Source organism: Klebsiella sp. C239, assembly GCF_048822715.1.
GTDB classification, from domain to species: Bacteria; Pseudomonadota; Gammaproteobacteria; order Enterobacterales; family Enterobacteriaceae; genus Klebsiella; species Klebsiella quasipneumoniae.
Genome location: NZ_JBMEZK010000007.1, coordinates 108,552 through 133,024, shown reverse-complemented (window position 1 = coordinate 133,024; position 24,473 = coordinate 108,552). Strand labels below are relative to the sequence as shown.

The 24,473-nt window shown below is 59.7% G+C and carries 24 protein-coding genes; 15 read left to right on the top strand and 9 right to left on the bottom strand.

Annotation, left to right across the window (positions count from 1 at the left end):
- Positions 1-45 precede the first annotated feature (45 nt).
- The gene (locus ACOI6Z_RS19120; protein ID WP_101989550.1) at positions 46-1,041 is read left to right on the top strand and encodes an SDR family oxidoreductase; all 996 of its coding nucleotides are present in this window, start codon (positions 46-48) and stop codon (positions 1,039-1,041) included.
- Here the strand turns inward: ACOI6Z_RS19120 and ACOI6Z_RS19115 are convergent.
- From ACOI6Z_RS19115 to ACOI6Z_RS19095, 5 genes are all read right to left on the bottom strand, one after another.
- Complete coding sequence (locus tag ACOI6Z_RS19115; RefSeq protein WP_420687480.1) at positions 1,038-2,663, bottom strand: alpha-amylase family protein; 1,626 nt, start codon at positions 2,661-2,663, stop codon at positions 1,038-1,040. The two genes, ACOI6Z_RS19120 and ACOI6Z_RS19115, sit on opposite strands and share 4 nt — an antisense overlap.
- Before the next feature lie 39 nt (positions 2,664-2,702).
- The gene (locus tag ACOI6Z_RS19110; protein ID WP_048297585.1) at positions 2,703-2,876 is read right to left on the bottom strand and encodes a hypothetical protein; all 174 of its coding nucleotides are present in this window, start codon (positions 2,874-2,876) and stop codon (positions 2,703-2,705) included.
- 16 nt (positions 2,877-2,892) lie between these two features.
- Entirely contained in the window at positions 2,893-3,399 is a 507-nt protein-coding gene (locus ACOI6Z_RS19105) for a ferritin-like domain-containing protein (protein ID WP_023289827.1), read from the bottom strand.
- 23 nt (positions 3,400-3,422) lie between these two features.
- The gene (locus ACOI6Z_RS19100; RefSeq protein WP_110243358.1) at positions 3,423-3,638 is read right to left on the bottom strand and encodes a hypothetical protein; all 216 of its coding nucleotides are present in this window, start codon (positions 3,636-3,638) and stop codon (positions 3,423-3,425) included.
- 346 nt (positions 3,639-3,984) lie between these two features.
- Positions 3,985-4,170 carry a general stress protein gene (locus tag ACOI6Z_RS19095; RefSeq protein ID WP_004143718.1) on the bottom strand — a complete coding sequence of 62 codons (186 nt, stop codon included), beginning with the start codon at positions 4,168-4,170 and terminating at the stop codon, positions 3,985-3,987.
- A gap of 655 nt (positions 4,171-4,825) precedes the next feature.
- On the opposite strand from ACOI6Z_RS19095, the gene ACOI6Z_RS19090 reads away from it, so the two are divergent.
- Positions 4,826-5,740 (top strand): SDR family oxidoreductase, encoded by a 915-nt coding sequence (locus tag ACOI6Z_RS19090; RefSeq protein ID WP_023289828.1) that lies wholly within the window; start codon positions 4,826-4,828, stop codon positions 5,738-5,740.
- 189 nt (positions 5,741-5,929) lie between these two features.
- On the top strand, positions 5,930-6,175 hold the full coding sequence (locus ACOI6Z_RS19085) for a YmjA family protein (RefSeq protein ID WP_048335843.1): 246 nt from the start codon (positions 5,930-5,932) through the stop codon (positions 6,173-6,175).
- Between the two features lie 67 nt (positions 6,176-6,242).
- Here ACOI6Z_RS19085 and ACOI6Z_RS19080 read toward each other — a convergent pair whose 3' ends face one another.
- Positions 6,243-7,136: a LysR family transcriptional regulator gene (locus ACOI6Z_RS19080; protein ID WP_044523447.1), complete on the bottom strand. Its 894-nt coding sequence runs from the start codon at positions 7,134-7,136 to the stop codon at positions 6,243-6,245.
- 114 nt (positions 7,137-7,250) lie between these two features.
- Here ACOI6Z_RS19080 and ACOI6Z_RS19075 point away from each other — a divergent pair, with 114 nt between their 5' ends.
- A complete protein-coding gene (locus ACOI6Z_RS19075) occupies positions 7,251-8,102 on the top strand; it encodes a Vmh family MBL fold metallo-hydrolase (protein WP_420687505.1) in 852 nt (283 codons plus the stop codon).
- 177 nt (positions 8,103-8,279) lie between these two features.
- A complete protein-coding gene (sra, locus tag ACOI6Z_RS19070; RefSeq protein WP_012541615.1) occupies positions 8,280-8,420 on the top strand; it encodes a stationary-phase-induced ribosome-associated protein in 141 nt (46 codons plus the stop codon).
- Here the strand turns inward: sra and ACOI6Z_RS19065 are convergent.
- Positions 8,417-8,524 carry a hypothetical protein gene (locus ACOI6Z_RS19065; protein WP_032425875.1) on the bottom strand — a complete coding sequence of 36 codons (108 nt, stop codon included), beginning with the start codon at positions 8,522-8,524 and terminating at the stop codon, positions 8,417-8,419. The two genes, sra and ACOI6Z_RS19065, sit on opposite strands and share 4 nt — an antisense overlap.
- Positions 8,525-8,602: 78 nt before the next feature.
- On the opposite strand from ACOI6Z_RS19065, the gene ACOI6Z_RS19060 reads away from it, so the two are divergent.
- Positions 8,603-10,300, top strand: a complete 1,698-nt coding sequence (locus tag ACOI6Z_RS19060; RefSeq protein WP_004202648.1) for an NAD-dependent malic enzyme — start codon at positions 8,603-8,605, stop codon at positions 10,298-10,300.
- 522 nt (positions 10,301-10,822) lie between these two features.
- Positions 10,823-12,535, top strand: coding sequence for an ABC-F family ATP-binding cassette domain-containing protein (locus ACOI6Z_RS19055; RefSeq protein WP_065813107.1), 1,713 nt, complete (start codon positions 10,823-10,825; stop codon positions 12,533-12,535).
- A gap of 35 nt (positions 12,536-12,570) precedes the next feature.
- Here ACOI6Z_RS19055 and ACOI6Z_RS19050 read toward each other — a convergent pair whose 3' ends face one another.
- Positions 12,571-13,524: a bifunctional helix-turn-helix transcriptional regulator/GNAT family N-acetyltransferase gene (locus tag ACOI6Z_RS19050; RefSeq protein ID WP_032452996.1), complete on the bottom strand. Its 954-nt coding sequence runs from the start codon at positions 13,522-13,524 to the stop codon at positions 12,571-12,573.
- A 556-nt stretch (positions 13,525-14,080) separates the two neighbouring features.
- Here ACOI6Z_RS19050 and ACOI6Z_RS19045 point away from each other — a divergent pair.
- Positions 14,081-14,911: a hypothetical protein gene (locus tag ACOI6Z_RS19045; protein WP_044523450.1), complete on the top strand. Its 831-nt coding sequence runs from the start codon at positions 14,081-14,083 to the stop codon at positions 14,909-14,911.
- Between the two features lie 402 nt (positions 14,912-15,313).
- On the opposite strand, the gene ACOI6Z_RS19040 is transcribed toward ACOI6Z_RS19045, so the two are convergent.
- Complete coding sequence (locus ACOI6Z_RS19040; protein WP_032452997.1) at positions 15,314-15,913, bottom strand: inorganic diphosphatase; 600 nt, start codon at positions 15,911-15,913, stop codon at positions 15,314-15,316.
- Between the two features lie 253 nt (positions 15,914-16,166).
- Here ACOI6Z_RS19040 and adhP point away from each other — a divergent pair, with 253 nt between their 5' ends.
- The 7 genes from adhP (at position 16,167) to ACOI6Z_RS19005 (ending at position 24,471) form a co-directional block, all read left to right on the top strand.
- Complete coding sequence (adhP, locus tag ACOI6Z_RS19035; protein ID WP_264032596.1) at positions 16,167-17,177, top strand: alcohol dehydrogenase AdhP; 1,011 nt, start codon at positions 16,167-16,169, stop codon at positions 17,175-17,177.
- A 171-nt stretch (positions 17,178-17,348) separates the two neighbouring features.
- Positions 17,349-18,971, top strand: coding sequence for a TIGR04028 family ABC transporter substrate-binding protein (locus ACOI6Z_RS19030; protein ID WP_032452998.1), 1,623 nt, complete (start codon positions 17,349-17,351; stop codon positions 18,969-18,971).
- Between the two features lie 10 nt (positions 18,972-18,981).
- The gene (locus tag ACOI6Z_RS19025; protein ID WP_023289836.1) at positions 18,982-19,926 is read left to right on the top strand and encodes an ABC transporter permease; all 945 of its coding nucleotides are present in this window, start codon (positions 18,982-18,984) and stop codon (positions 19,924-19,926) included.
- Positions 19,923-20,771 carry an ABC transporter permease gene (locus tag ACOI6Z_RS19020; protein WP_023289837.1) on the top strand — a complete coding sequence of 283 codons (849 nt, stop codon included), beginning with the start codon at positions 19,923-19,925 and terminating at the stop codon, positions 20,769-20,771. Before ACOI6Z_RS19025 ends, ACOI6Z_RS19020 begins: the two co-directional genes overlap by 4 nt.
- Entirely contained in the window at positions 20,768-22,384 is a 1,617-nt protein-coding gene (locus ACOI6Z_RS19015; RefSeq protein WP_044523453.1) for a dipeptide ABC transporter ATP-binding protein, read from the top strand. Before ACOI6Z_RS19020 ends, ACOI6Z_RS19015 begins: the two co-directional genes overlap by 4 nt.
- Positions 22,384-23,370, top strand: coding sequence for a putative FMN-dependent luciferase-like monooxygenase (locus ACOI6Z_RS19010; RefSeq protein ID WP_065812591.1), 987 nt, complete (start codon positions 22,384-22,386; stop codon positions 23,368-23,370). The genes ACOI6Z_RS19015 and ACOI6Z_RS19010 overlap by 1 nt, the downstream gene beginning before the upstream one ends.
- Before the next feature lie 9 nt (positions 23,371-23,379).
- A complete protein-coding gene (locus tag ACOI6Z_RS19005; RefSeq protein WP_044523456.1) occupies positions 23,380-24,471 on the top strand; it encodes an alkylhydroperoxidase domain protein in 1,092 nt (363 codons plus the stop codon).
- Positions 24,472-24,473 lie beyond the last annotated feature (2 nt).

Here is a 24,473-nt window from a genome sequence, read left to right as displayed (position 1 = left end):
CGTGCAGCTTAAATTTGCGATAGCGAAAAAATGAATGAGGTCACTATGTCCGTGATGGTTATTACCGGCGGAACCGCCGGGGCAGGAAAAGCCACCGCGCTGCGTTTCGCCCGCGCAGGGTATCACGTGGCGCTGATCGCCCGCGATGAAACGGGTCTGCAGGAGACGCAGCAGGCCTGCGAACGGTTTGGCGTCAAAACGCTGGCGATTAGCGCCGATGTTGCCGATGCCGGGGCTGTGCAGCGCGCCGCCGCCGAGGTGGAAGCCACCCTCGGTGCCATAGACGTCTGGATCAACAACGCCATGACCACCGTGCTGGCGCCCTTTCGTCAGATGAGCGACGACGAATTTCGCCGGGTGACGGAGGTGACCTATCTCGGCTATGTCAACGGTACCCGCGCGGCGCTGGAGGTGATGACGCCCCGGGATCGGGGGGTGATTATTCAGGCTGGATCGGCGCTGGCCTGGCGCTCGATCCCCCTGCAGTCGGCCTATTGCGGAGCCAAAGCGGCCATTCGCGGCTTCACCGATGCCGTGCGCACCGAGCTGATGCATGAGAAAAGCCACCTCCAGTTGACCATGGTCCAGCTGCCGGGGATGAACACCGCTCAGTTTGGCTGGGCACGCAACAAAATGGATCAGGCCATGCAGCCGGTACCGCCGGTCTATCAGCCGGAGGTCGCCGCCGAGGCTATCTACAGCGTGATCCAGCGGCCGGTGAACGAACTGTGGGTGGGGAAAAGCACCATCCAGTCGATCCTCGGCCAGGTCTTCTTCCCTCGTCTGCTCGATCGGCTGATGGTGAAGAAAGCGTGGGAGGGACAGTTTACCGGCCAGCCGAAGCCGGCAGAGCACCAGGACGACCTGTTCACGCCGGTGCGCGGCAATCATCCCGGACACGGCCCCTTTAACGATGGCGCACGGCGTAAAGCAGTGACCATCAGCGCCGATCTCCCGGGCAAAGTGGCTGCTGGCGTCGGCGTGGCGGTGGCGACGATGGCCCTGCGCGCGTTGTTCCGCCGACCGGGGAGACGGCGCTAAGCCAGGCTGCGGCTGAACCAGCGGTAGCCATACCCTGAGAGCGCCAGCCGCGCCTCTTTCCCGCCGTGCAGCCCGTCCTGGTAGAACTTATCTTCCAGAATCGGGCTCCAGTAGCCCTCGGCCAGCGGCGGGAGCTGGACCTCTACCGCCTGCTGGCTGCAGTTCGCCAGCATCAGCACCTCCCGCGATTCGCTGCGATAGCACAAGCCCAGCACCGCGGCAGGCTTCACCGTAAGGAGGGTAAAAGGGATGGAGCCCGGTTCAGTATATTCCGTGCGCGCCAGCACCATATTGCGCACCCGATGCAGTAGCGAGCGGGGGTGGCGCAGCGCCGCTTCGACATTGATCCGCTGGTAGCGAAACCGTCCGCTGGCCACCGGTTTTACCGGTAAATCCTCCCGCGCCGCCCGGGAGAAGCCGCCGTTGGGCGCCGCCGACCACTGCATCGGCGTTCGGACCGCGTAGCGCTCCGGTAAGCGCAGATCGTCGCCCATACCAATCTCGTCGCCATAGCGCATCACCGGCACGCCAGGCAGCGCCAGCAGGATAGCATGGGCCAGCGCGATGCGTCGGGTATCGCCACCCAGCATCGGCGCCAGCCGCCGGCGCACGCCGCGCTGGTAAACCGACATCGATTTATCCGGGGCAAAGGTACGGATAACCTGGCGCTTGTTGCGTTCGCCAATCCCCTCCAGGTCCAGTTCATCATGGTTACGCAGCCAGTTGACGAAGCAGCATCCGTCCGGCGGGGCCACCATCGCCTGCAGCGCCTTCACCACCGGGGTGGCGCGCTGCTGCGCCAGGCTGACATAGAGGTATTTATTAAGCCAGAAATTGAGCACCATCTGCAGCCGATCGCCGCGGCCGAAATAATGGCGATACGCTTCCACCTCCACGTCCACTTCACCCAGCAGTATCGCGTCGGGGTTGAGGCGCTGCACGACCTGGCGAAGATGCGTCAGCAGCGGGTAGCCCCGCGCCTCTTCACCCTTCCCGGCCTGCTTCACCAGATGTGACGCCGCATCGAGGCGAAATCCTGACACCCCGGCCTGCAGCCAGAAGGTGATGATGTTTTCTATTTCGGCGATCACCGGCGGATGAGCGAGATTCAGGTCGGGCTCATGCCGATAAAACATGTGACGATAGTATTGTCCGGCCTGGTCGTCCCAGCTCCAGACGCTCTCCTCGACGCCGGGAAACATGGGCGGATCGTCGTTCTCCGGCGGCCGATCGGCCCAAAGATAGTATGGCCGCAAAGGCGAGCGGGGATCGCGTCGCGCCGCCTGAAACCACGGGTGCCGGGCGGAGGTGTGCTGGATAACCAGCTCAACGATCACCCGCAGTCCCAGCTCCCGGGCGCGGGCAAGCAGCTCAATCACGTCGGCGATGGTTCCGAAGCGGGGATCGGGCTGCAGATGGTCGCTGATATCATAGCCATCATCCTGCAGTGGGGTGAGATAGAAAGGGGTCAGCCAGAGCACCGTCGCCCCCAGACTACGAATGTAGTGTAGCTTTTGGCGTATGCCGGCAAGATCGCCAAACCCATCGCCGTTGGCATCGTAAAACAGAGAACTGTCCACCTGATAGATGACCGCTCTGTGAAACCACTCTTCCTGTTGCATCACTATCACCTTGCGTTCTGCCCGCCACTGTCAGCTTCCTCAGCGCGCCCTCCTGTTCCTGACGTCTGCTTTGCCGACAGGCGATACGGGATCGGGCTCTGCAGGAGGGGCCCTGTTCGCCACCGCGTCCACCAGCGCCTGCTGCCTGGCGGTTAATTTCAGCGGAACCGCTTTCTCCGTGGCGAGCAGCGCGATGGTGTGGCGCTTAACCATATTTGACTCCGGCGGCTTATTGTCCGGCCTCAACGCCGGGCAGATTGTTATGCATCAGATATTGCCCGGTCAGCGCCGGTAGATGATGCAGCAGCCAGTCAGCCATCCCTCTCTCTTCGGCAAGGATCCCTTCCAGAGTAGGCATCGCGCTATGGTCTCCCACTCGCTTCGCCGCCGTTAATAAAGCGGTATAGCAGGCGACCTCAAAATGGGCAAAAACGTAGGCGGTGATAATCAGTTTAATGAGCTCATCGCCGGGCAGCATGATGCCAATAGTCTGGCCCAGGGCTGCGACCCGGCTCATCGCATCCTTCAGCGCCGAGCGGGAAATGTGGTTGCGGGCGATAAGGTCCTGCAGGGCCGACAGTTGCCGACGGGTTTCATAGAGATGTTGTTCAAGGCGGGTCCGTAATTGCGGTTCATTATCGAGGCGTCTGATGGTGGCCATAAGCAGTGACTCGGCCTGTTTTTCCATGGCATGGGCATCGCGAAGCCAGTTATGGTAATTTTCACTATCCGTCATATACACCTCTGATCATTAATTTTTTATTTTGAAGGGGACTCTTCATTCTCTTCCGCCGCCTGGTCAGCTCGCGCTGCGCTATATCCGGATAAATGCCCAACAATATTAGCGTAAATACTGATGAGAATGACCCACAGGACGCTGTCTTTCCACCAGATTAACGAGGGTATCGCCAGACCCACCCACATAACGGCGGCCACAAGATGACAACGCTTAATAAATACCGGCGTCAGTTTCATTTTATTACCTTAGATCTGAACAATATTTAGCAAGCGGATGTGTTGCTACCCACCCCTGGTATCCGGCGGTTAATACCTGGCTGACAATATCTTCCCTTTCCACAGCCATAAAAATAGTGCCGCCATTTACTCGCCCTTACCGCTTCCCCGGCACATTGCCGTTGCGGTAAACAGCGCTTAATAATTAAGGTTGCTATAATTTAATTATCCTGCTCCTTTTCTTCCGTCGCGGACAATAGACGATGGGTAAGTGAAAGCGTTCGCAAATAAACAGAAACCTGCGGACCGCCAGGCCCACAGGTTTCTGTCCCGACGCCGTCGAAACGGCGTCACGGGTCATCAGCCGCTAGCTGTCGCCGGATTTACGGCCGCCGCCATGACTGTTCTTACCACCCTTTTTACCGGCTTCGGATGCACGCTCAGGATCATTTTTAAAGTTCCCGCCGCTGTGCTGTCCACCTTTACGCCCGGCTTCGGATGCTTTTTCACGATCTTCTGCAAAATTACCTGAACCGCCTCTATGCTCTGCCATAATGTTCACCTTTGGTTTGATCAATATCGGTTGGTAAATGGAAAATGACCCTGTTACAAATCATCGCCCTCGATATCTAACACTAGAGGAATACCCGCAGGAGTCAAATTAATTCCGGCCATTAATCAGCGTTACCAATAAATAAATTAACCACAGCGAAGCGGCACTAAAAATTAATCTTTCTGCAACTCCTTCTTCGCTTTGGATTATATGCCCATTATGGTCTGTTCTGCGGACAGCACTCCTCGTTTGTAAACAAATGAAAATAATCTGATGAATAAATATTTCTTCCACTCCCGGACAGCCACCCTTACAAAAAATACCACCTAAGAGGTATGGCGTTATTAGCCATGCGTAGCGGGTTAACTTAATATTCCCTTTTTCACAACGCGTCTTCCTCTCCGTCTTTAAAAAAATTTTCCCGGGGAGAAAAATAGCCCAGCCACGTTAAATATTGATGGAATAATCCTAATTTAACCCCAGCGATATTAACGCAGCGCTATTCACTTAAATACGCCGGGGATCAGTCGGTTAAGGAATAACAGTACCTCTTTTCCCGGGCATTCACTGGCCCTGGGCGAGTCACCCGGGGTCTGGCGATGGGGGAACCTGACCTATCCTTACAGCTGGCCCGTTCTGTCTGAAGGAGATGACTATGCAAGATGAAAAACCGCCAATGAAGAAATTACCCACCTCCATGTTGCCAGAAGAGACGGCTCCACGTCCGGAGTTCCCGGAGCAAGAACAAAACCCGCCGGGTCTGGATGCTGAAATGGAGCCGTCACCGGACCATGGGGAAACCAGCTACACCGGCACCGGGCGGCTGGCCGGTAAGAAAGCGCTCATTACCGGCGGTGACTCCGGCATTGGCCGCGCGGTGGCGATCGCCTTTGCCCGTGAAGGGGCCGATGTCGCCATAAGCTATCTGCCGGAAGAGCAAGAGGATGCCGATGAAGTCATCGCCCTGATTAAAGCCGAAGGCCGCACCGCGGTGGCCCTGCCGGGGGATATTCGCTCCGAGTCCTTTTGTCAGTCGCTGGTGGCCGATGCGGTGGAACAGCTGGGTGGCCTGAGCATCCTGGTCAATAACGCCGGGCGTCAGCAATATTGTGAGACTCTCGAGGAGCTCACCACCGAAGACTTTGACGCCACCTTTAAAACCAATGTCTACGCGCCGTTCTGGATCACCCGCGCCGCGCTGCCCCATCTCCAGGCCGGGAGCGCGATCATCAACACCACCTCGGTGCAGGCCTATAAACCCAGTCCGATCCTGCTCGATTACGCCCAGACCAAAGCCTGCCTGGCGATCTTCACTAAATCGCTGGCCAAACAGGTGGCAAAACGCGGCATTCGCGTTAACGCCGTGGCGCCAGGCCCTTACTGGACGGTACTGCAGTCCAGCGGCGGTCAGCCGGACGAGAAAGTGAAACAGTTCGGGAAAGACACGCCGATGGGGCGTCCGGGACAGCCGGTCGAGATCGCCCCGCTGTACGTCACCCTGGCATCCGATGCCTGCTCTTATACCTCCGGCCAGGTTTGGTGCTCTGACGGTGGGGACGGGGTAGTCTAAGCCTCCCGGCAGACCGGCGTGCGACATCGCGCGCCGGTTTTACCCTCCGCCCCCGGGGATCGGTATCTGCCCTCTCGCCTCGCCGGCGCGGCGATTTTTCCTCTCCTGCAGCCTACCGGCTGCATGCTATGATACTCGCCCGCCGCTTTGCGCTAACCCCGGCCCTGACGCCAATCCTGAGGACGACAGATGAGTAATGACATCCCCCTGAAATTTTATGACATCGTGGACGAATACGAGACCGAAGCGGCTGCCCCGGTTAAGGATGAGGAACGCGATGCGCTGGCGCGCTATTTTCAGCTGCTGATTGCGCGGTTAACCCATAACGAAGAGATCGACGAAGAAGCGCAGCAGGAGATGGCCCGCGAGGCGGCCATTGACGAGCGCCGTATTGACGATATCGCTAACTTCCTCAATCAGTGGGGCAACGAGTAAGTCTTATCGTCAGCTCACCGGCAGGGCCGCCGCCCGCCGGTGTTGCCGCTGAAGGCGACGCCGCTGCTCAGGCATCGGCGAGCGTCTCCCCCAGACGTCGCTGCAGCGCATCCAGAAACAGCGGCAGCCCATCGGGCTGATAGTCGCGGGAAAGATAGATGCCGTAAACGCTCAGCGCCTTCGGCGTCCAGTCAGGCAGCACCACCTCCAGCGCGCCGCTGGCAATCGCGCCCCGCGCCTCCAGTTCGGGGAGCATCGCGATGCCGCACCCGGCGACCGCCGCCTCCAGCAGCAAGGAAGAGATCCCCGCGCTCAGATTACCGTTCACCGACACCGACGCCTCCTGCCCCTGCGCATCGCTGAACTGCCAGCGCTGGCCGGCAAAATGGCTGTATAACAGGCAGTTATGCTGTTGCAGATCGTCAAGCGTCGTCAGCGGACCATGCTGGCGGAGCCAGCGCGGCGCAGCGCAAAGTAGCGACCGGCACACGCCGAGACGGCGAGCGATAGCCCCGGCCTCCGGATTATCGGTAATGCGAATGGCCACGTCGATGCGCTCGCCGATCAGGCTGACCGGATGGTTATTGATATCCAGCTCCAGGCGCAACAGCGGATAGCGAGCGAGAAAGTCCGGCAGCAGCGGGGAGATCAGCTGCATCGCGGTAAAATGCGCGCACGCCACCCGCAGCGTGCCGCTGGGGTCGGCCCGCTGGCGCTCGCCGGCGATTTCATCGGCGATCCGCGTCAACCCGCGGGTCTTGAGCAACACCTTCTCCCCCGCCGGGGTCAGCGTCAGCCGCCGGGTTGAGCGATGGATCAGCCGGGCGCCGGCCCAGCTCTCCATCTGTTCCAGATAGCGGCTGACCATCGGGCGCGACATCCCCAGCGCGCGCGCCGCGGCGCTGAGGCTTCCCAGTTCGCAAATCCGCAGATATACCTGCGCCGCAATCACCCTGTCCATCACGCCCCCTTCATCTGCACGATTTATGAAACTCAGCATCTCTTATTTCAGGAATTCTATCAAATAGCGAAATCCGTACAATGCTACGCATTCCCCTGTGACTGAGAATAAATGATGAAATTATCTGCCCTTGCTATTGCCACCGCCCTGTTCAGCGGCGCGGTCTTCGCGGCGCCGCTGACGCTGCAGACTTACAACCCTCAGGAGAAAGGTATTTTTGCCGTCAACTCCACCCTCGTTTCCGGCCCGCATGAAGCGGTGCTGTTTGACGCCCAGTTCAGCGTCAAAGACGGCGAAAAGCTGGTGGACATGATCAAGAAAAACGGCAAACCGCTGTCGCGGATTGTGATCACCTCCGGCGATCCTGACTTCTACTTTGGCCTTGAGCCGCTGGTGAAAGCCTTCCCGCAGGCGGAAGTGGTCGCCACGCCGGAAGTGGTTAAACATATTGAAGCCACCAAAGCGGCAAAGCTGGCGTACTGGGGCCCGCAGATGAAAGACGGCGCGCCGACGCAGGTGTACGTCCCGCAGGCGCTGAAAGCCAACAGCTTTACCATCGATGGCGAAACAGTGACGATTATGCAGCCGCATGACTACGCGGCGTTCGTTTGGATCCGGGCGAACAAAACGATCCTCGGCGGCACCGGCGTGGCGTGGGGCATGCATCTCTGGACCGCCGACACCCAGACGCCGGCCAGTCGCCAGCAGTGGCGCACTACGCTGGACCAGATGATTGCCCTGCGCCCGCAGCAGGTGATCCCGGGGCATTACCTCGGCACGCCGCCGGAGGGTGACCGCGCGGTGCGCTTTACAAAAATCTACCTCCAGCAGTTTGAGCAGGCGCTGAAGACACATAAGGATTCCGCCGGGGTGATCAAGGCCATGGAGACGCAGTGGCCGGGGCTGGCGGAAACCAGCTCGCTGGAGCTTAGCGCCAAAGTTAACACCGGCGAGATGAAGTGGTAATGCCGGAGCTGCGCGAGGGAGACTGTTCTTAATCTGGCGCGCTAAGGTTGCTATTGCCCTGAAAATGGACCACCCTACCTGAGGCCGCATAAAAAACGTGCGGCCAACTTTGGGTTACATTTCATCCGGTCACCACCGGGTTTGCCCTTGAAACCAGAACAGGATAAAGGAGTCAGAATGAAATCGAACCATCAGGCACGTCATCTTCTCGGTCTGAACTACAAGCTTTCCCAGCAGAAAAAAGTGGTGCTGGAAGGCGATGAAGAAACCACCCTAAACCATATCCATGCTACCGGCCGCAAACGCCGCGGTGGTTAATTTTCAGCCTGAGTGATGATAAACAACACCGTCCTGTTGCCAGGATGGTGTTTTTTTATGGCAATTGACGGCTTGTTTACCCGCTTGAAGACCTTCTGCTCTATACTCTGCCCGCTGCTTTTCCACCCGCCCTTCGCTTATCGCCGCGCCGGGACTGTGGACACGATCAAGGAGTTAGTGCGATGCAATTTACCCATAAGAAAAACCGTTCCCTGTACATCCCCTACGCGGGCCCCGTTCTGCTTGAATTCCCTCTGCTCAACAAGGGCAGCGCCTTCAGTATGGAAGAGCGCAGCAGTTTCAACCTGCTTGGCCTGCTGCCGGAAGTGGTTGAAACCATCGAAGAGCAAGCGGAACGCGCCTGGATCCAGTATCAGGGATTCAAAACAGAAATCGACAAACACATTTATCTGCGTAATATCCAGGACACCAACGAGACCCTTTTCTATCGCCTGATTGGCAACCATCTCGAAGAGATGATGCCGGTTATCTATACCCCGACGGTGGGCGCCGCCTGCGAACGTTTCTCCGAGATTTACCGTCGCGCCCGCGGCGTCTTTATCTCCTACCAGAATCGCCATAACCTTGACGACATTCTGCAAAACGTCCCGAACCATAATGTCAAAGTGATTGTGGTGACCGATGGCGAGCGTATCCTCGGCCTCGGCGACCAGGGGATCGGCGGGATGGGGATCCCGATCGGTAAACTGTCGCTGTACACCACCTGCGGCGGCATCAGCCCGGCTTACACCCTGCCCATCGTGCTGGACGTCGGGACAAACAACCAGCAGCTGCTGGACGATCCGCTGTATATGGGCTGGCGTCATCCGCGTATTACCGACGACGAGTACTATCAGTTCGTTGACGACGTGATCCAGGCGATTAAAGCCCGCTGGCCGGACGTACTGCTGCAGTTTGAAGACTTTGCGCAGAAGAACGCCATGCCGCTGCTCAACCGCTACCGCAATGAGATCTGCTCCTTTAACGACGATATTCAGGGCACCGCGGCGGTCACCGTCGGGACGCTGATCGCCGCCAGCCGCGGCGCCGGCAGCCAGCTGAGCGAACAGAAAATCGTCTTCCTCGGGGCGGGCTCCGCCGGCTGCGGCATCGCCGAGCAAATTATCGCCCAGATCGTCCGCGAAGGACTCAGTGAAGAAGAGGCCCGCCAGCGCGTATTTATGGTTGACCGCTTCGGCCTGTTAACCGACGGCATGCCTAATCTGCTGCCGTTCCAGAACAAGCTGGTGCAGAAGCGTGAACATCTGCAGGGCTGGGATACCACTAACGATGTCCTGTCCCTGCTGGACGTGGTGCGCAACGTGAAACCGAACATCCTGATCGGCGTTTCGGGTCAGCCGGGGCTGTTCACGGAAGAGATTATCCGCGAGATGCATAAGCATTGCCCGCGGCCGATCGTGATGCCGCTCTCCAACCCAACGTCACGGGTGGAAGCCACGCCGCAGAATATCCTGAGCTGGACCGACGGCGAGGCGCTGGTCGCCACCGGCAGCCCGTTTGCCCCGGTCACCGTGAAAGGCAAACAGTATCCCATCGCCCAGTGCAACAACTCCTATATCTTCCCGGGCATTGGTCTGGGGGTGATCGCCTCCGGCGCGTCGCGGGTCACCGACGAGATGCTGATGGCCGCCAGCGAAACCCTGGCGAAACACTCGCCGCTGGTGAACAACGGCGAAGGTCCGGTTCTGCCGGAGTTGAAGGATATCCAGACCGTCTCGCGGGCGATTGCCTTCGCGGTCGGTAAGGTGGCTCAGGAGCAGGGCGTGGCGGTGAAAACGTCCGCGGAAGCGCTGCTGCAGTCCATCAGCGATAATTTCTGGTTGCCGGAATATCGTAATTACCGCCGCACCTCAATTTAATCGCGCTCACCGGGCCGCACGATCGGCCCGGTTATTAATAGCGTCCGGATAATATTTCCCGCCACTGAAACGCCTTTTTCGCCCATATTCATTTATCGTAAAAATAGAAACCAGATAGCATTTGCCGCGCGCCTTGTGCCACGCAAAATCATGGCCTCTGCCCCCTCGCAGACGATCCGCAGGCAGAAACTACAGCCGCGCTGGGCGGGACAATCGATATCCGACGCTTCTCCACACCCTGCCAGTTTTGTCACTGGCGCGCTTTTCCTTTCCCCACTACACTGCCATCACCCATTCACTTACTGAATATAAAAGGAGGCCCCCCATGCTGTATTGTGAAATGTTTATTGTTTCACATGCCTTAGGCAATGGCGCCAGCTCAAGCGTTATCGGTATCGTGCTGCGATAACTTTGGCTTGAGCGAAGACCCTTCACAGAATCCCTTCTCTCCGGCTTACCGGGTTATCGTCAGCGAGTTTTGACGAGGCATTCGCATGCCTGTAACTCTTGAGTAAGTTGACTATGAGTACATTACTAACTGCCCATGCGCTCCACGTGGAGACTGCCTTTGGGCCGCTGTTTAATACCCTCTCCTTCACCCTGAAGAAAGGCGACCGTATCGGTCTCATCGGCCATAACGGTTGCGGCAAAAGCACCCTGCTGCAGGTGCTGGACGGCACCCTCGCGCCCACCTCGGGCAGCGTCTCACTCGCCGGTCAGTGTCTGATGGCCCGCGTTGAACAGCATCTGCCGGAGGCGCTGCGTTCGCAGTCGCTGCTGCAGGCGGTGCTGGACCTGTTACCCGCCGACGCGCGGGAAGCACAGCGCTGGCTGGCCGAACGCCTGCTGGCGCAGATGGACTTCACGCCGGCGGTGATGGAGCAGCAAACCAGCACCCTGAGCGGCGGACAGCATACGCGCCTGCTGCTGGCCCGGGCGCTGATCCGCCAACCTGACCTGCTGCTGCTGGATGAGCCCGGCAACCATCTCGATCTGCCCACCCTGCTGTGGCTGGAAAGCTTCTTGCAGACCTGGCAGGGGAGCTTCGTGCTGGTGTCACACGACAACGCTTTACTGGATGCTGTAACTAATGCCAGTTGGATCCTCCGCGACCAGACGCTGCACAGCTTCGCCTTGCCCAGCAGCGCTGCCCGTCAGGCACTGCAGGAGCAGGATGAAAGCGCCGCGTTACGTCATAAGGCGGAGCAAAAAGAGATCGACCGGGTCAGCGCCAGCGCCCGGCGGCTGGCCACCTGGGGGCGGGTGTATGACAACGAAGATCTCGCCCGCAAAGCCAAACAGATGGAGAAGCAGGTCGCCCGCCTGAAAGACGAGCAGACCGAGCTCAGCATCGGCCCGCCGTGGCGCCTGGTGTTGCAGGGGGACGCCCTGCCGGCGGATCGCCTGCTGGAGATGGACAGGCTGCCGGTGGCTCCCGCGCCGGGACTACCGGCCCTGTTCACCACCGGCGTGGCGCGACTGCGCAGCGGCGATCGCGTGGCCATCATGGGCCGCAACGGCGGCGGTAAATCGTCCTTGCTGCGCCTGCTGTGGCAGCAGATGAACGACGCATCGCCGCTTCCGGGGCTGCGTCTGCACCCCCGGCTTCACCCTGGGTACTACGACCAGACCCTGGCGCAGTTGCCGGACGAGGCCAGCCTGCTCGACGCCCTGACGCCGTTCGCCCCGTCGGCGGACACCCGTAAACGGGCGCTGATCGCCGCCGGGTTTGGCTGGGCGAGGCATGGACAGAAGGTCTGCACCCTCAGCGGCGGCGAGCGGTCGCGGCTGCTGTTCGTCGGCCTGTCGCTGGCGCGCTACAGCCTGCTGCTGCTGGATGAACCCACCAACCATCTGGATATGGAGGGCAAAGCGGCGCTGGCGCAGACGCTCCGCGACTATCCCGGCGGCGTGCTGCTGGTCAGTCATGACCGCCAGCTTATTAGCGAAAGCTGTAACCGCTTCTGGCTGATCGACAGCGCCGGGTTAACGGAGTGGCACAGTCTGGAGGAGGTCTATGCCCGTCTGCAGGCGCAGACCCCCACCCTGACGGCGGCCTCCTCATCCCAGGAGCCGTCACTCGCGGCTGATGATGAAGAGGCGCTGCTGACGCGCCTGATAGCCCTGGAGCAATGGTTGGCGGACGATATGGCCCGTAAGCCGAAACATCAAAAGCCCTCGCTGCAGGCCCAGTGGCGAGAGGAGATCGCCCGGCTGCTTAACCAGCTGGCGTAATCTTCGCGCTCCCCGCCGGCTAAGGCACCACGCCCTTAGCCGGCGTTTCCTGGCCGGGTAAACTGCTGCTCGGTCATCATCTTTCCCCACTGGTCTCCCTGCCATTCGCGGGTTAACGTGAAGCCAAAGGACTCATACAGTTTGCGGGCCGCGTCCAGACCTTTAAACGTCCACAGCTGAACGGCGCTGAACTGACGACTGTCGCAGAAAGCCATCGCCTCACTGAGCAGCCGCCTGCCAATGCCGGTTCCCCGGCAGCTGTCATCGAGAATGAACCAGCGCAGATGCGCCTGCTGCTGGCCGAGATCCTCGCCATCGATCGCCACCGAACCGACAATCTTCCCCTCGCGCATCGCCAGCCAGATCTGGTTGACCGGCGAGGAGAGCCGGGTGGCGAATTCCGCGACGCCGCTGGCAACCTTGCCTTCAAAAAAAGCGCCGAAATCATGGTGCCGGGCGTAATACTCCCCGTGCATCTGGGCTATCCGGCCGATCGCCCCCGGCTGATAGCCGGTCACCAGCGAAATTTGCGGCGTCGTTTCCGCAAGCGCAGCATCCCGACACTGCGCCAGCGCCTGAGCATAGGCCGCCAGTCCGCTGGCGACGGTCCGCTGCTGCGTCTCATCGAGATGCGCTAACGCCTCCACCACCCGGCGGGTACCGTAGGCGTTAATCGTTGCCACCGTGTCGTGCCCTTTCGCAGTCAGCGCCAGCGATTTAGATCGCGCGTCCTCCGCGCAGGGGCGCTCCTCCAGCTCTCCGGCGGCCAGCAGACGGGCGACCATCCGGCTGACGCTCGATTTTTCCAGCCCGAGCAATGTGACCAGCTGCGCGGCGGTTATCGTCCCCCTGACCGACACCTCCAGCAGGGTATGCACCGCCGAGGGTGAATAGTGGGTGGCGGCCAGCGTGGTGTTCATAAAACCCAGCTCGCGCACCATTAACCGCGAGGCCGTTCGAATTTGTTGGATTAAAGGCGTGTCAGACATAGTGAGGCGTCCAGTGAAGTAGATAGTTGTATAATACAACCATCATCTGCATCGTTCGTCAAGGCTCACTGACCCGGGGAAATCTTTGCAGCTACCGTGTTAAGTTCCCTGGTGTCGCTGGAATAACTGAAAAACATTCCTCCTGATTGTCAGCGGCAAGCTGCCGGCGCTAAGGCCCCTGAAACCTCTGGCGTCTGAACCCTCTTTGACAGTTACCGATATGTCACCGCGTGTTTACTCTGATTTTTAAATAATGCAAATTTACGGATGCTCACCCGTGCAGATTATGGCGGGAACTCATAACAAGGTCTGCAGGCATCTCATCGTTTTTTTACATTGCCCGGCTCTGCTTTATTGGCAATGTTTCCATAAAGAAGGCAACGTGAAGCATTATATATTAATTCAGTGAATGCGCAGCCACTCATGATTTATATGACATATTATTTTCCCTATGAAATTAATGCAAAGTATTTATGAAGTGATCTAATTCACATTCTTCACAGCTAACTATATATATTGTGATTTACAGCATTCAATTACCAAAAGGAGATTTAATATGGAAAGCAATGAAATTATGTGTAATGTAGAACGCTGGTTGGATAATCAGGCTGTTAATTCAATTGGTATATGCTTAGATGGTCTAAACACCACCGGCAACACGCATATTTCGGGTGGTTCTTCCGTGCTTACTGGTTCTGCCGCAACGCAGGAGCGTGAAATTGGTAAGGAATTAAGCCTTATTACTGATATTGATGAACTTGCGGAAAAACTGGTTTCCAGCCCTGCAAATTTTGTCACCACAGTCATGGGGATAGCGCAAAGTCGCTCCGGGTGGAAACCGCTTGAACCTGAAAGTGCAGACAATGCTGAGAATTTCAAAAAATATATTGATCAGATAATGAAATTCCCTTTAATGATTGTAACCAAAACTGACACGACCACAGTGACCTATTCCGAAGGAAATTATGATTCTTTAATTGATAATATAGCCGACATTTACTCCGGCATGAGCGATGGAGATAAAAACTCCGTTAAGGCAGGGCTTACATCACTGGCGAAAAGTTGTATGAGTCGGGTAAATGAAAAGCAAAAGAAAGTGTTATTTACTCAAAGCACAATGTGTGTAAATGATGAAGTGACTACATCCTTTTATTCATCTAATGTTGCAATGGAGAAGAAACACAGTAGCGGCAAGAATGCTCCGGCAGATGAATTTAGTTCAGAAGTACAGGTCAGCAGAGTAGAGGTTAAATTTAACCGTATGGCGCTGAATAAGAATATTGCTAAAAAACTATGTTCACTTCTGTTCAAGTCAATTGATGACTGGCTCGAAGAGACAAATACTAAGCAAACCGATAAGAAAATCGAATTTTGTTTTGGTGACTAACATTGGTGTCTGGTAGCACCTCATCTTCCCCGGTACTCACCGGGGATGTTTATATAATGAAATGATATTAGCGCAACTCTTTGGTACCTTGACATTGACATCCTCCCTGCAGACTAACCTCCCCCAATTTTAGTCATGTTGCGATCGGTGGTGTGAACCGTTCCAGTTTCGGCTTTTCGCTCATCGTGGACTGCGCTCATTTACTGCTATGAGCGCTTTATTGAGTTCAGTGCCCGCCTGGTACAATCAGGTTGATAGTTCTTGTTACAGGCCTTCGTCATTAAAAACGGTTCCTCTCATCATGACGCCATAATACCCGTGCGCCCGTTTCCGCAGGACTTCGCCAGACAGGGGATGATAAGCAGGATCGCCGCGGGCGCCGGACTGCGCCCGCGATAAGTATTATTGCGGGTTCTTCGCCTTCCAGGCCTCCCAGGCCGATTTGATCTCCTGCTTCGCGGCGGCGGCATCATTAAAACCGGCCAGCTCGACCTTTTTCCGCCCCTCTGGTAGTTCTTTATAGACCCGGAAGAAGGCCTCCAGCCGCTGCTGCTCGATTTTCGGCAGATCGGTGATGGTCAGAATGTCGTCATAGGTCGGATCAATTTTACTGGCCGGGACGGCGATGATTTTGTCGTCTTTCTCACCGCCGTCTATCATCTTAAGGACGCCGATCGGCCGCAGCTTAATCAGCGTGCCCGGGGCCATCGGCGCGCGGGTGTAAAACACTACGTCCAGCGGGTCGCCATCCCCGGCCAGCGACTGGGTTAATGAACCGTAGTTCGCCGGGTAAGCCACCGGCATCGACTGAAAGCGGTCGGCGACGATAAACCCCGTTTTAGCGTCGGTTTCATACTTAATGATCCCGCCTGCCGGGATCTCGGTGACCGCGTAAAACTCTTCCGGATTGTTTTCCGGCTGCGGGAATTCCAGCACATTGTGAGCCTGCGCGGCGGCGGAAAAAAGCAGACCGGCGGTGAGGAGCGTTTTGACCAGATGCATTGTTGTATCACTCTGTTGTTATAAGAAATTGATGCGCAAAACAATAGAGTTGGGTGATGAAGAAAACATGACTATTCCGTGACGCTATTATTACCTACCAAAATTAGAGGTATTGTCTGAATTTTGTGCTACCGCTGTAGCAAAAAACCACATCCTGTACTAAAGCGCCTTGTTTTTTTCTCCATAGCGTCTAATCCTTATTGGGTAATATTGCATTAATAAAATTAATCAATCCCCTCTCAAGGAGACAGGCATGAAGGCAGCTGTTGTTACTCACGACCATCAGGTTAACGTTACGGAAAAAACGCTGCGCCCGCTGGAATACGGCGAAGCGCTGTTGAAAATGGAATGCTGCGGCGTGTGTCATACTGATCTGCACGTGAAAAACGGCGATTTTGGCGATAAAACCGGCGTTATTCTCGGTCATGAAGGGATCGGGGTAGTACAAAAAGTCGGCCCTGGCGTCACCTCCCTGAAGCCGGGCGATCGCGCCAGCGTGGCGTGGTTCTTCGAAGGCTGCGGCCACTGCGATTACTGTAACAGCGGCAACGAGACGCTGTGCCGCTCGGTGAAAAACGCTGGCTATACCGTCGACGGCGGCATGGCGGAAGAGTGCATCGTCACCGCCAACTACGCGGTTAAAGTCCCGGACGGCCTCGACTCCGCCGCCGCCAGCAGCATTACCTGCGCTGGGGTCACCACCTACAAAGCCGTTAAGGTTTCCCACATCAAGCCGGGCCAGTGGATCGCTATCTACGGCCTCGGCGGGCTGGGCAACCTGGCGCTGCAGTATGCCAAGAATGTCTTTAACGCCAAAGTGATCGCTATCGACGTCAACGACGGCCAGCTGGAGCTGGCGGCGTCGATGGGCGCTGACCTGACCATCAACTCGCGCAATGAAGATGCGGCGAAAGTGATTCAGGAAAAAACCGGCGGCGCCCACGCTGCGGTGGTGACCGCGGTGGCCAAAGCGGCCTTTAACTCGGCGGTGGATGCCGTTCGCGCCGGCTGCCGCGTGGTGGCGGTAGGCCTGCCGCCAGAGGCGATGAGCCTCGATATTCCACGTCTGGTACTCGACGGTATCGAGGTGGTCGGCTCGCTGGTCGGCACTCGTCAGGATCTGGTGGAAGCGTTCCAGTTCGCCGCCGAAGGCAAAGTGGTGCCGAAAGTCACCCTGCGTCCGCTGGAAGATATCAATGCCATCTTCAAAGAGATGGAACAAGGTCAGATCCGCGGCCGTATGGTTATCGATCTGCGTAGCTAATCGCCAGCGCCTCTCCCGCCCGGGCGAGGCGCTTCTCCTTTCGCGCTTCCCCTCGCTTCCCGCCGCGTAAAGTAAATGCAATTTCCGCAAATGCTTAGCGCAATTCCTTGGTTCCTTTGTTTTTAGCCGCGCCCGATGATGGCAACACAATAGATAACAAAGGAATTCACCATGCATCGTCATTTTCGCCTGCCCGCGCTGGCCGCGCTGTTTCTCTCCGGCGCCTTTTCCGTCTGGGCCGCCGACACGCCGGTTAAAGGCGGTACCTTGATTTATCTGGAGCAGCAACCGCACACCAATCTCTATCCACCCGCCGGCGGCTTTTATCCCAATGGCGGCATACTCAATCAGATCACCGACAAGCTGACCTGGCAGAACCCGAAAACGCTGGAGATTGAGCCGTGGATCGCCGAAAGCTGGACCAGCAATGCCGATAAAACCGAGTACACTTTTCACCTGCGAAAAGGGGTCACCTTCTCGGATGGCACGCCGCTGGACGCCGCCGCGGTCGCCAAAAACTTCGACACCTATGGGCTGGGGGATAAAGCCCATCGCCTGCCCGTCTCGGAGGTGATCAATAACTACCAGCGCAGCGAAGTGATCGACCCGCTGACGGTGAAATTCTACTTCAACAAGCCGTCGCCGGGCTTCCTGCAGGGGACCGCCACCATCGGCTCCGGCCTGGTCTCCCTCAGCACCCTGCAGCGCAATTTCGAGGAGCTGGGCGATGCCCGGCACATCATCGGCTCCGGTCCCTTCGTGGTGCAGGATGAAAAACCGGGCCGCGAGCTGACGCTGGTGGCGCGCAAGGATTATCAGTGGGGGCCGAAAAACATCGCCCAGCAGGGCCCCGCTAACCTCGACGGCATCACCTATATCGTCACCCCGGAAGACAGCGTGCGCATCGGCGCGCTGCTGGCGGGCCAGGCGGGCTTTATTCGCCAGGTGCAGGCCTACGATGAAAAGCAGGCGACCGATCAGGGATTTACGGTCTACGCCGCGCCTACCCGCGGGGTCAACGACAGCCTCAGCTTCCGCCCGGATAACCCACTGGTCGCCGACCTGCGGGTGCGCCAGGCCCTGCTCCATGCCACCAACGCCCGGCAGGTGGTGGAGACGCTGTTCTCCGCTAACTACCCGCAAGCCACCTCCGTGCTGGCCAGCTCCGCCGCCGGCTATGTCAATCTGAGCGATAAGCTCACCTTCGACCAGGCCAAAGCCCGGCAGTTGCTGGATGAGGCCGGCTGGAAACCCGCCGCCGACGGCATTCGCAGCAAAGACGGGCAGCGGCTGGCGCTGACGGTCTATGAGTCGCTCCCCCAGCCGCAGAATAAAGAAGTGCTGCAGCTGATCGCCCAGCAATGGCGCCAGGTGGGGGTAGCGTTAACGGTCAAAGCCGGGGACGCCGGCAGCCGGACGCTCGACAACCTCGACCCGCAGAAAACCCCGCTCACCGTCTCGGAAGTGGGCCGCGCCGACCCGGATGTAGTAAAAAGCATGTTCTTTCCCAACAACCGTGACGCGCTGCTGCAGAAAGGCGGCTCCAGCGATAAAGTGCAGCACTTTCGCGATGATAAGCTGAACGACCTGCTGACCGGCATCTCCGCGGCGGTGGAGCCGCAGCAGCGCCTGCAGTTAACCGGCGATGCCCAGCGCTATCTGATCGATAACGCCTATGTGATCCCCATTTTCGAAGAGCCGCAGGTGTTCGCCGGCGCGCCGTGGGTGAAAGGCGTCAGCTTCGAAGCCGTCGGGCGTCCGTCGTTCTACGGCGCCTGGCTGGATAAACACTAAGAGGCCGGATATGAGCGCTTATCTTCTGCGACGGTTCGGCCAGGGGCTGCTGGTCCTGTGGGCGGCGTTTACCCTCACCTTTTTCCTGCTGCAGGTGCTGCCGGGGGATGCGGTGCTGATCAAGTTTCAGAACCCGGACCTCGGTCTGAGCCCGGCGCAAATCGCCGACATGCGGCTGGCCTACGGCGCCGACAGCCCGCTGTGGCGCCAGTACCTGCACACGCTGCTGGCGATGCTGCACGGCGACTTTGGCTATTCCCTGCAGGCGGGTCTGGCGGTCAGTAGCCTGATTGCCAGCAACCTGCCGGATACCTTAAGCCTCGCCCTGCCGGCGTTCCTGCTGGCCGTGATCCTGGCGTTTGCCCTCGCTTTCGCCTCACGTCTGCCGGGGTTGCGCTGGCTCAGTAACCTCCTGCAGTCGCTGCCGGTGCTGTTTATCTCGTTGCCCACCTTCTGGCTGGGTATCGCCCTGATCCAGCTCTTTTCGTTTCAGCTGCGCTGGATCCCGGTGATCAACCCCGGTCCGCTGGAGGGGCTGATTTTACCGGTTATCGCCGTCGCGCTGCCCATCTCCGCCCCGCTGGCGCAGATCCTGATGCGCAGCATGGATCAGGTGGCGGTTCAGCCCTTCGTCGCGGTCGCCCGCGCCAAGGGAATGAGCGAGACCGGCGTCCTCTGGCGCCATGTGATGGGTAACGCCCTGCTGCCGGCGCTGAATATAGCCGGGCTGCTGCTGGGCGAGCTGATTGCCGGGGCGCTGATCACCGAGACCGTCTTCGGCCGCAGCGGCCTCGGCCAGCTGACCCAGCAGGCGGTGAATAACCAGGATATCGCCGTACTGCAGGCGGTGGTGATGATCTCAGCTCTCGGTTTCGTCCTGATCAACCTGCTGGTCGACCTGGTCATGCCGCGGCTGGATCCCCGACTCCAATTACAGACCGGAGGTGCGAAATGAGCCTGGTCGACTATGCCATCGCGGTTCGCCGCCGCCCGGAGTGGCGCAAAGTGCGTCTCCAGCCAGGCCTGTGGCTGGCGTGGGCGGTGATGATCACCGCCCTGTTAATGGCCCTTGCCCCACAGTGGTTTACCTCCGCTAACCCGCTGGAAGGGATCCCCGGCGCTCAGCGCCTGGCGCCGCAGGCGCACTACTGGCTGGGTACCGACCAGCTGGGCCGCGACCTGTGGACGCGGGTGGTTTACGGCGCGGTACATTCTCTGTCGGCGGCGCTGATCGCCGTCGCCATCGGTCTGGTGGTAGGCACCGCCCTTGGCACCCTCGCCGGGGCGCTGGCCGGCCGCGTGGAATCAACCATCATGCGCCTGGTGGATGTCCTGCTGGCTATCCCATCCCTGCTGCTGCAGCTGACGGTGATCATTCTGCTGGGTTTTGGCACGGTGAATGCGGCGGTGGCGGTCGGCGTGGCGGCCATCGCCAGCTTCGCGCGCCTGGCGCGGGCGGAGGTGGTGCGCGTGCGCCACAGTGATTACGTCGAGGCGGCCCGGGGCAGCGGCGGCACCTTTCTCGCCATCTTCTGGCGTCATATCCTGCCCAACTCGCTCACCGCGGTACTCGCCTTCGCCACGCTGCAGTTTGGTCAGGCGATGCTGGCGCTGGCCACCCTCAGCTTCCTTGGCTACGGCACCCCGCCACCGGTCCCGGAGTGGGGATTACTGATCGCCGAAGGTCGTAATTACCTGTCGACCGCCTGGTGGCTGACCACCTTCCCCGGCCTCGCCGTGGTCGCGGTGGTCCTGGCCGCCAATCGTCTTAGCCGCCAGTGGAGTGGAGTACGCCCATGAACGTTCTCTCTGTTGAAGATCTGCGCATCAGCTACCGGTCGCGGGGCGAATGGCGCGAAGTGGTGCATAACGTCAGCTTTTCCATTCAGCGCGGCGAAATGCTGGCCTTCGTCGGTGAATCCGGCTCGGGGAAAACCACGACCGCGCAGGCCATTATCGGCCTGCTGGCGGATAACGCCCGCCGCGACGCCGGGCGGATTATCCTCAATGGCGAAGTGATCAGCGACTGGTCGGCAAAACGCCTGAACCGCCTGCGCGGGGTGAGCATCAGCCTGGTGCCGCAGGACCCCGGCAATTCGCTTAATCCGGTAAAAACCATTGGTCAGCAAGTGGAAGAGATCCTGCGGCTGCATCAGTCCCTTTCCGCCGCCGAACGCCGGCAGCAGGTTCTCAACCTGCTCGCTAAAGTCGGACTCAGCCACCCGGAACAGCGTTTTGACCAGTACCCGCATCAGCTGTCGGGCGGGATGAAACAGCGGGTGCTGATCGCCATCGCCATCGCCCTGCAGCCGGATCTGATTATTGCCGACGAGCCCACCAGCGCCCTCGACGTTACGGTGCAAAAGCGCATCCTCGATCTGCTCGACATCCTGCGGCGCGAGTCGGGAACCGCCGTGCTGTTTGTCACTCACGATCTGGCGCTGGCCGCCGAACGCGCCGACCGGATCATGGTGTTTCGCCAGGGCGAGATTCAGGAACAGGGCGCCACCGAGGCGATTGTCCGGCGTCCCCAGCACCCTTACACCCGCCAGTTGCTCCACGATCTGCAGGACGCGCCGCTGAGGCTGACGGCGGATCGTCACCGTCCGCTGGCCACGCCGGCCATTCGCGTCGAAGAGATCAGCAAACGCTTCTCGCTGGGCAAACAGGCCCTGCAGGCGCTCGACAGCGTCAGCTTTGAGGTCAGACGCGGCAGCACCCATGCGCTGGTGGGCGAATCCGGCTCCGGGAAAACCACCCTGGCGCGGATCCTGCTGGGCTTCGAGCGCGCCGACGCCGGACAGGTGACCATCGACGGTATTGACGCCGGGCATCTCAGCCGCGAGGCGCAGCGTCAGCTGCGGCGCAAAATCCAGTTCGTCTACCAGAACCCCTTCGCTTCGCTCGACCCGCGCCAGACGCTGTTTGCGATTATCGAAGAGCCGTTAAAAAACTTTGAGCGCCTCAGCGCGGCGACGCGTCGCCAGCGTGTGGAGAGCGTCGCCGCCCGGGTAGCCCTGGCCCCGGAGCTACTGTCGCGGACGCCGCGGGAGCTTTCCGGCGGCCAGCGGCAGCGGGTGGCGATTGCCCGGGCGCTGATCCTCGAGCCGGCGATACTGGTTCTTGACGAAGCGACTTCGGCGCTCGATGTCACCGTTCAGGCGCAGATCCTCGCCCTGCTGCAGCAGCTACAGCAGCAGCTTGGTCTGAGCTACCTGTTCATTACCCACGATCTGGCGACGGTGAGGCGGATTGCCGACAGCGTCACGGTGCTGCGCGCCGGCCAGGTGGTGGAGCATGGCGACGTTGGGCGCCTGTTCGCCGCTCCGCAGCAGGCCTACACCCGCGAACTGATCGCCGCCATTCCCCAGGTATCCCCACGCCTGGCTCAGGCCCACATGGAGAACGCATAATGCCTAAACGCCTCGGCTTTTTTACCCGTCTGCTCGATCAGGGCTCCGCACAAACGCGCTACCGGCTGGCGGCCGAACAGATCCGCCACGCGGAGCGCGTCGGCTTCGACAGCGCATGGATTGCCCAGCACCATTTTCATGAACAGGAAGGCGGCCTGCCTTCCCCGCTGGTGTTCCTCGCCCACGTGGCGGCGCAGACTGACCGCATTCGCCTCGGCACAGCGATTATCACGTTGCCCATGGAGAATCCGCTGCGCGTCGCCGAAGACGCGGCGGTGCTGGATTTACTCACCGACGGGCGTCTGGAGGTGGGATTTGGTTCCGGCGGCACGCCAACGTCGTTTCTGCCCTTCGGCCTGACCAGCGAGCAGCGCGGGGCGGTGTTTGCCGACCATCTGCACCTGATCCACAGCGCCTGGCGCGGCGACACCCTCAGCCACCCGGACAACCGTCTCTATCCGCCCGCGCCGCAGCTGGCGGCGCGCATCTGGATCGCCACCTTCTCGGTGGAAGGCGCCATCCGCGCCGGTCAGGCGGGGCACGGGCTGATGCTGTCGCGCACGCAGCCCCGGCCGCCCGGTGAGCCGCGCCTGCCGCTGGACGCCATTCAGAACCCGATCGTCGACGCCTATCTGGCGGCGCTGCCGGACGGCGTTGCGCCGCGGATCCTCGCTTCGCGCACCGCCTTCGTCGCCGACAGTCACGCCCACGCCCTGCAGATCGCCGAACCCGGCCTGCGTAAGCAGGCGGCACAGCACCGGGCTGCGGGTCATCTGATAGAAGGTGACAGTGTCACTGACTATCTGCAACAGCTGGATGCCCACGTGGGCGATCCTGAACATGTTGTTGCCTCCCTGGCGCAGGACAGCGTGCTGGCCCGCGCCACCGATGTTTCGTTCCAGGTGCACTCGGTGGAGCCTTCGCACCGGGATACGCTGCGTTCCATTGAGCTGATCGCTCAGCATATTGCCCCCCACATCAGATAAGGAGTCACCATGACGCTGAGTCAGGATATTCTGGGCGAACTGGCGGAGATCGCCGCCGGTTCCCCGCTCGACCAGGCGCGCGCAGTCCGCGATGCCGCTACCCGACATGCGCAGGGAAGTTATGAAGTGCTGTTCAGCCAGCAGGACGCCGATTTTCCCCTCGATGAACGCTTCGCGGTGGCGGCAAAGGTGGCGAAGCTCCATCAGGCGGACGCGCTGGCGGCGCACTATGCCGGCTTCGGCCTGGCCGATCCGACCACGGATCGTCTGGTTCCGGCGCTGGCCTTTGCCCGCCTGCTGACCTTCACCCCCGTCGAAGCGACACCCGGCGCGCTGCAGGTTCTGACAAACGCAGGCTGGAGCCTGCGGGGCATCGTCACCCTGGCGCAGCTGGTGGCCTTTGTCAGCTTCCAGAGCCGCCTGCTGCTGGGTCTGCGGGCGCTCAACCACCAGCCCATCGTTAGCGCCGATACGCCGGTGGTGGCCGGGTACTGGCACACCACCCCGCACGCGCAGAGCGGTAAAGCGGCCCCGGTGCGCTTCACCCGCGAGGAGCTGCACTGGGAACCCTGGCTGGCGGATAAACCGCTGGCGGAATTTAGCGCTGAAGAACAGGCGATTCTGGCCAAATATGGCCATAGCGATTCGCCCTACTTCCGCCTGCTGGCGCGCAACCAGCCGGTGCTGGAGCAGCGGACGCTGACCGATAAAGGCATTTTCTATACCCCGGGGGGATTGCCGCGCGCCGAACGTGAACTGGCCGCCACGGTGGCCAGTAAAATCAACGGCTGTATTTACTGCGCCTCGGTGCATGCCCGCAAAGCGGCGCAGCTGGCGAAGGACGAGACCGCCGTCGACACGCTGCTGGCGGTGACGCCGGGAGAGGATCTGCGCGGCGGGCAGTCGCCGCGCTGGCAGGCGGAAATTGACGCCGCCGCCGCGCTATCGGTGACGCCGCCCGCGCTGAATGCCAGCCATCTGGCAGCGCTTGATGAACAGGGCTTAGATACTCTGGCCCAGCTGGATCTGCTGCAGTCAGCGGCCTTTTTCGCCTGGGCCAACCGGCTGATGCTGACGCTCGGCGAGCCCTGGCGTGAGTAAGC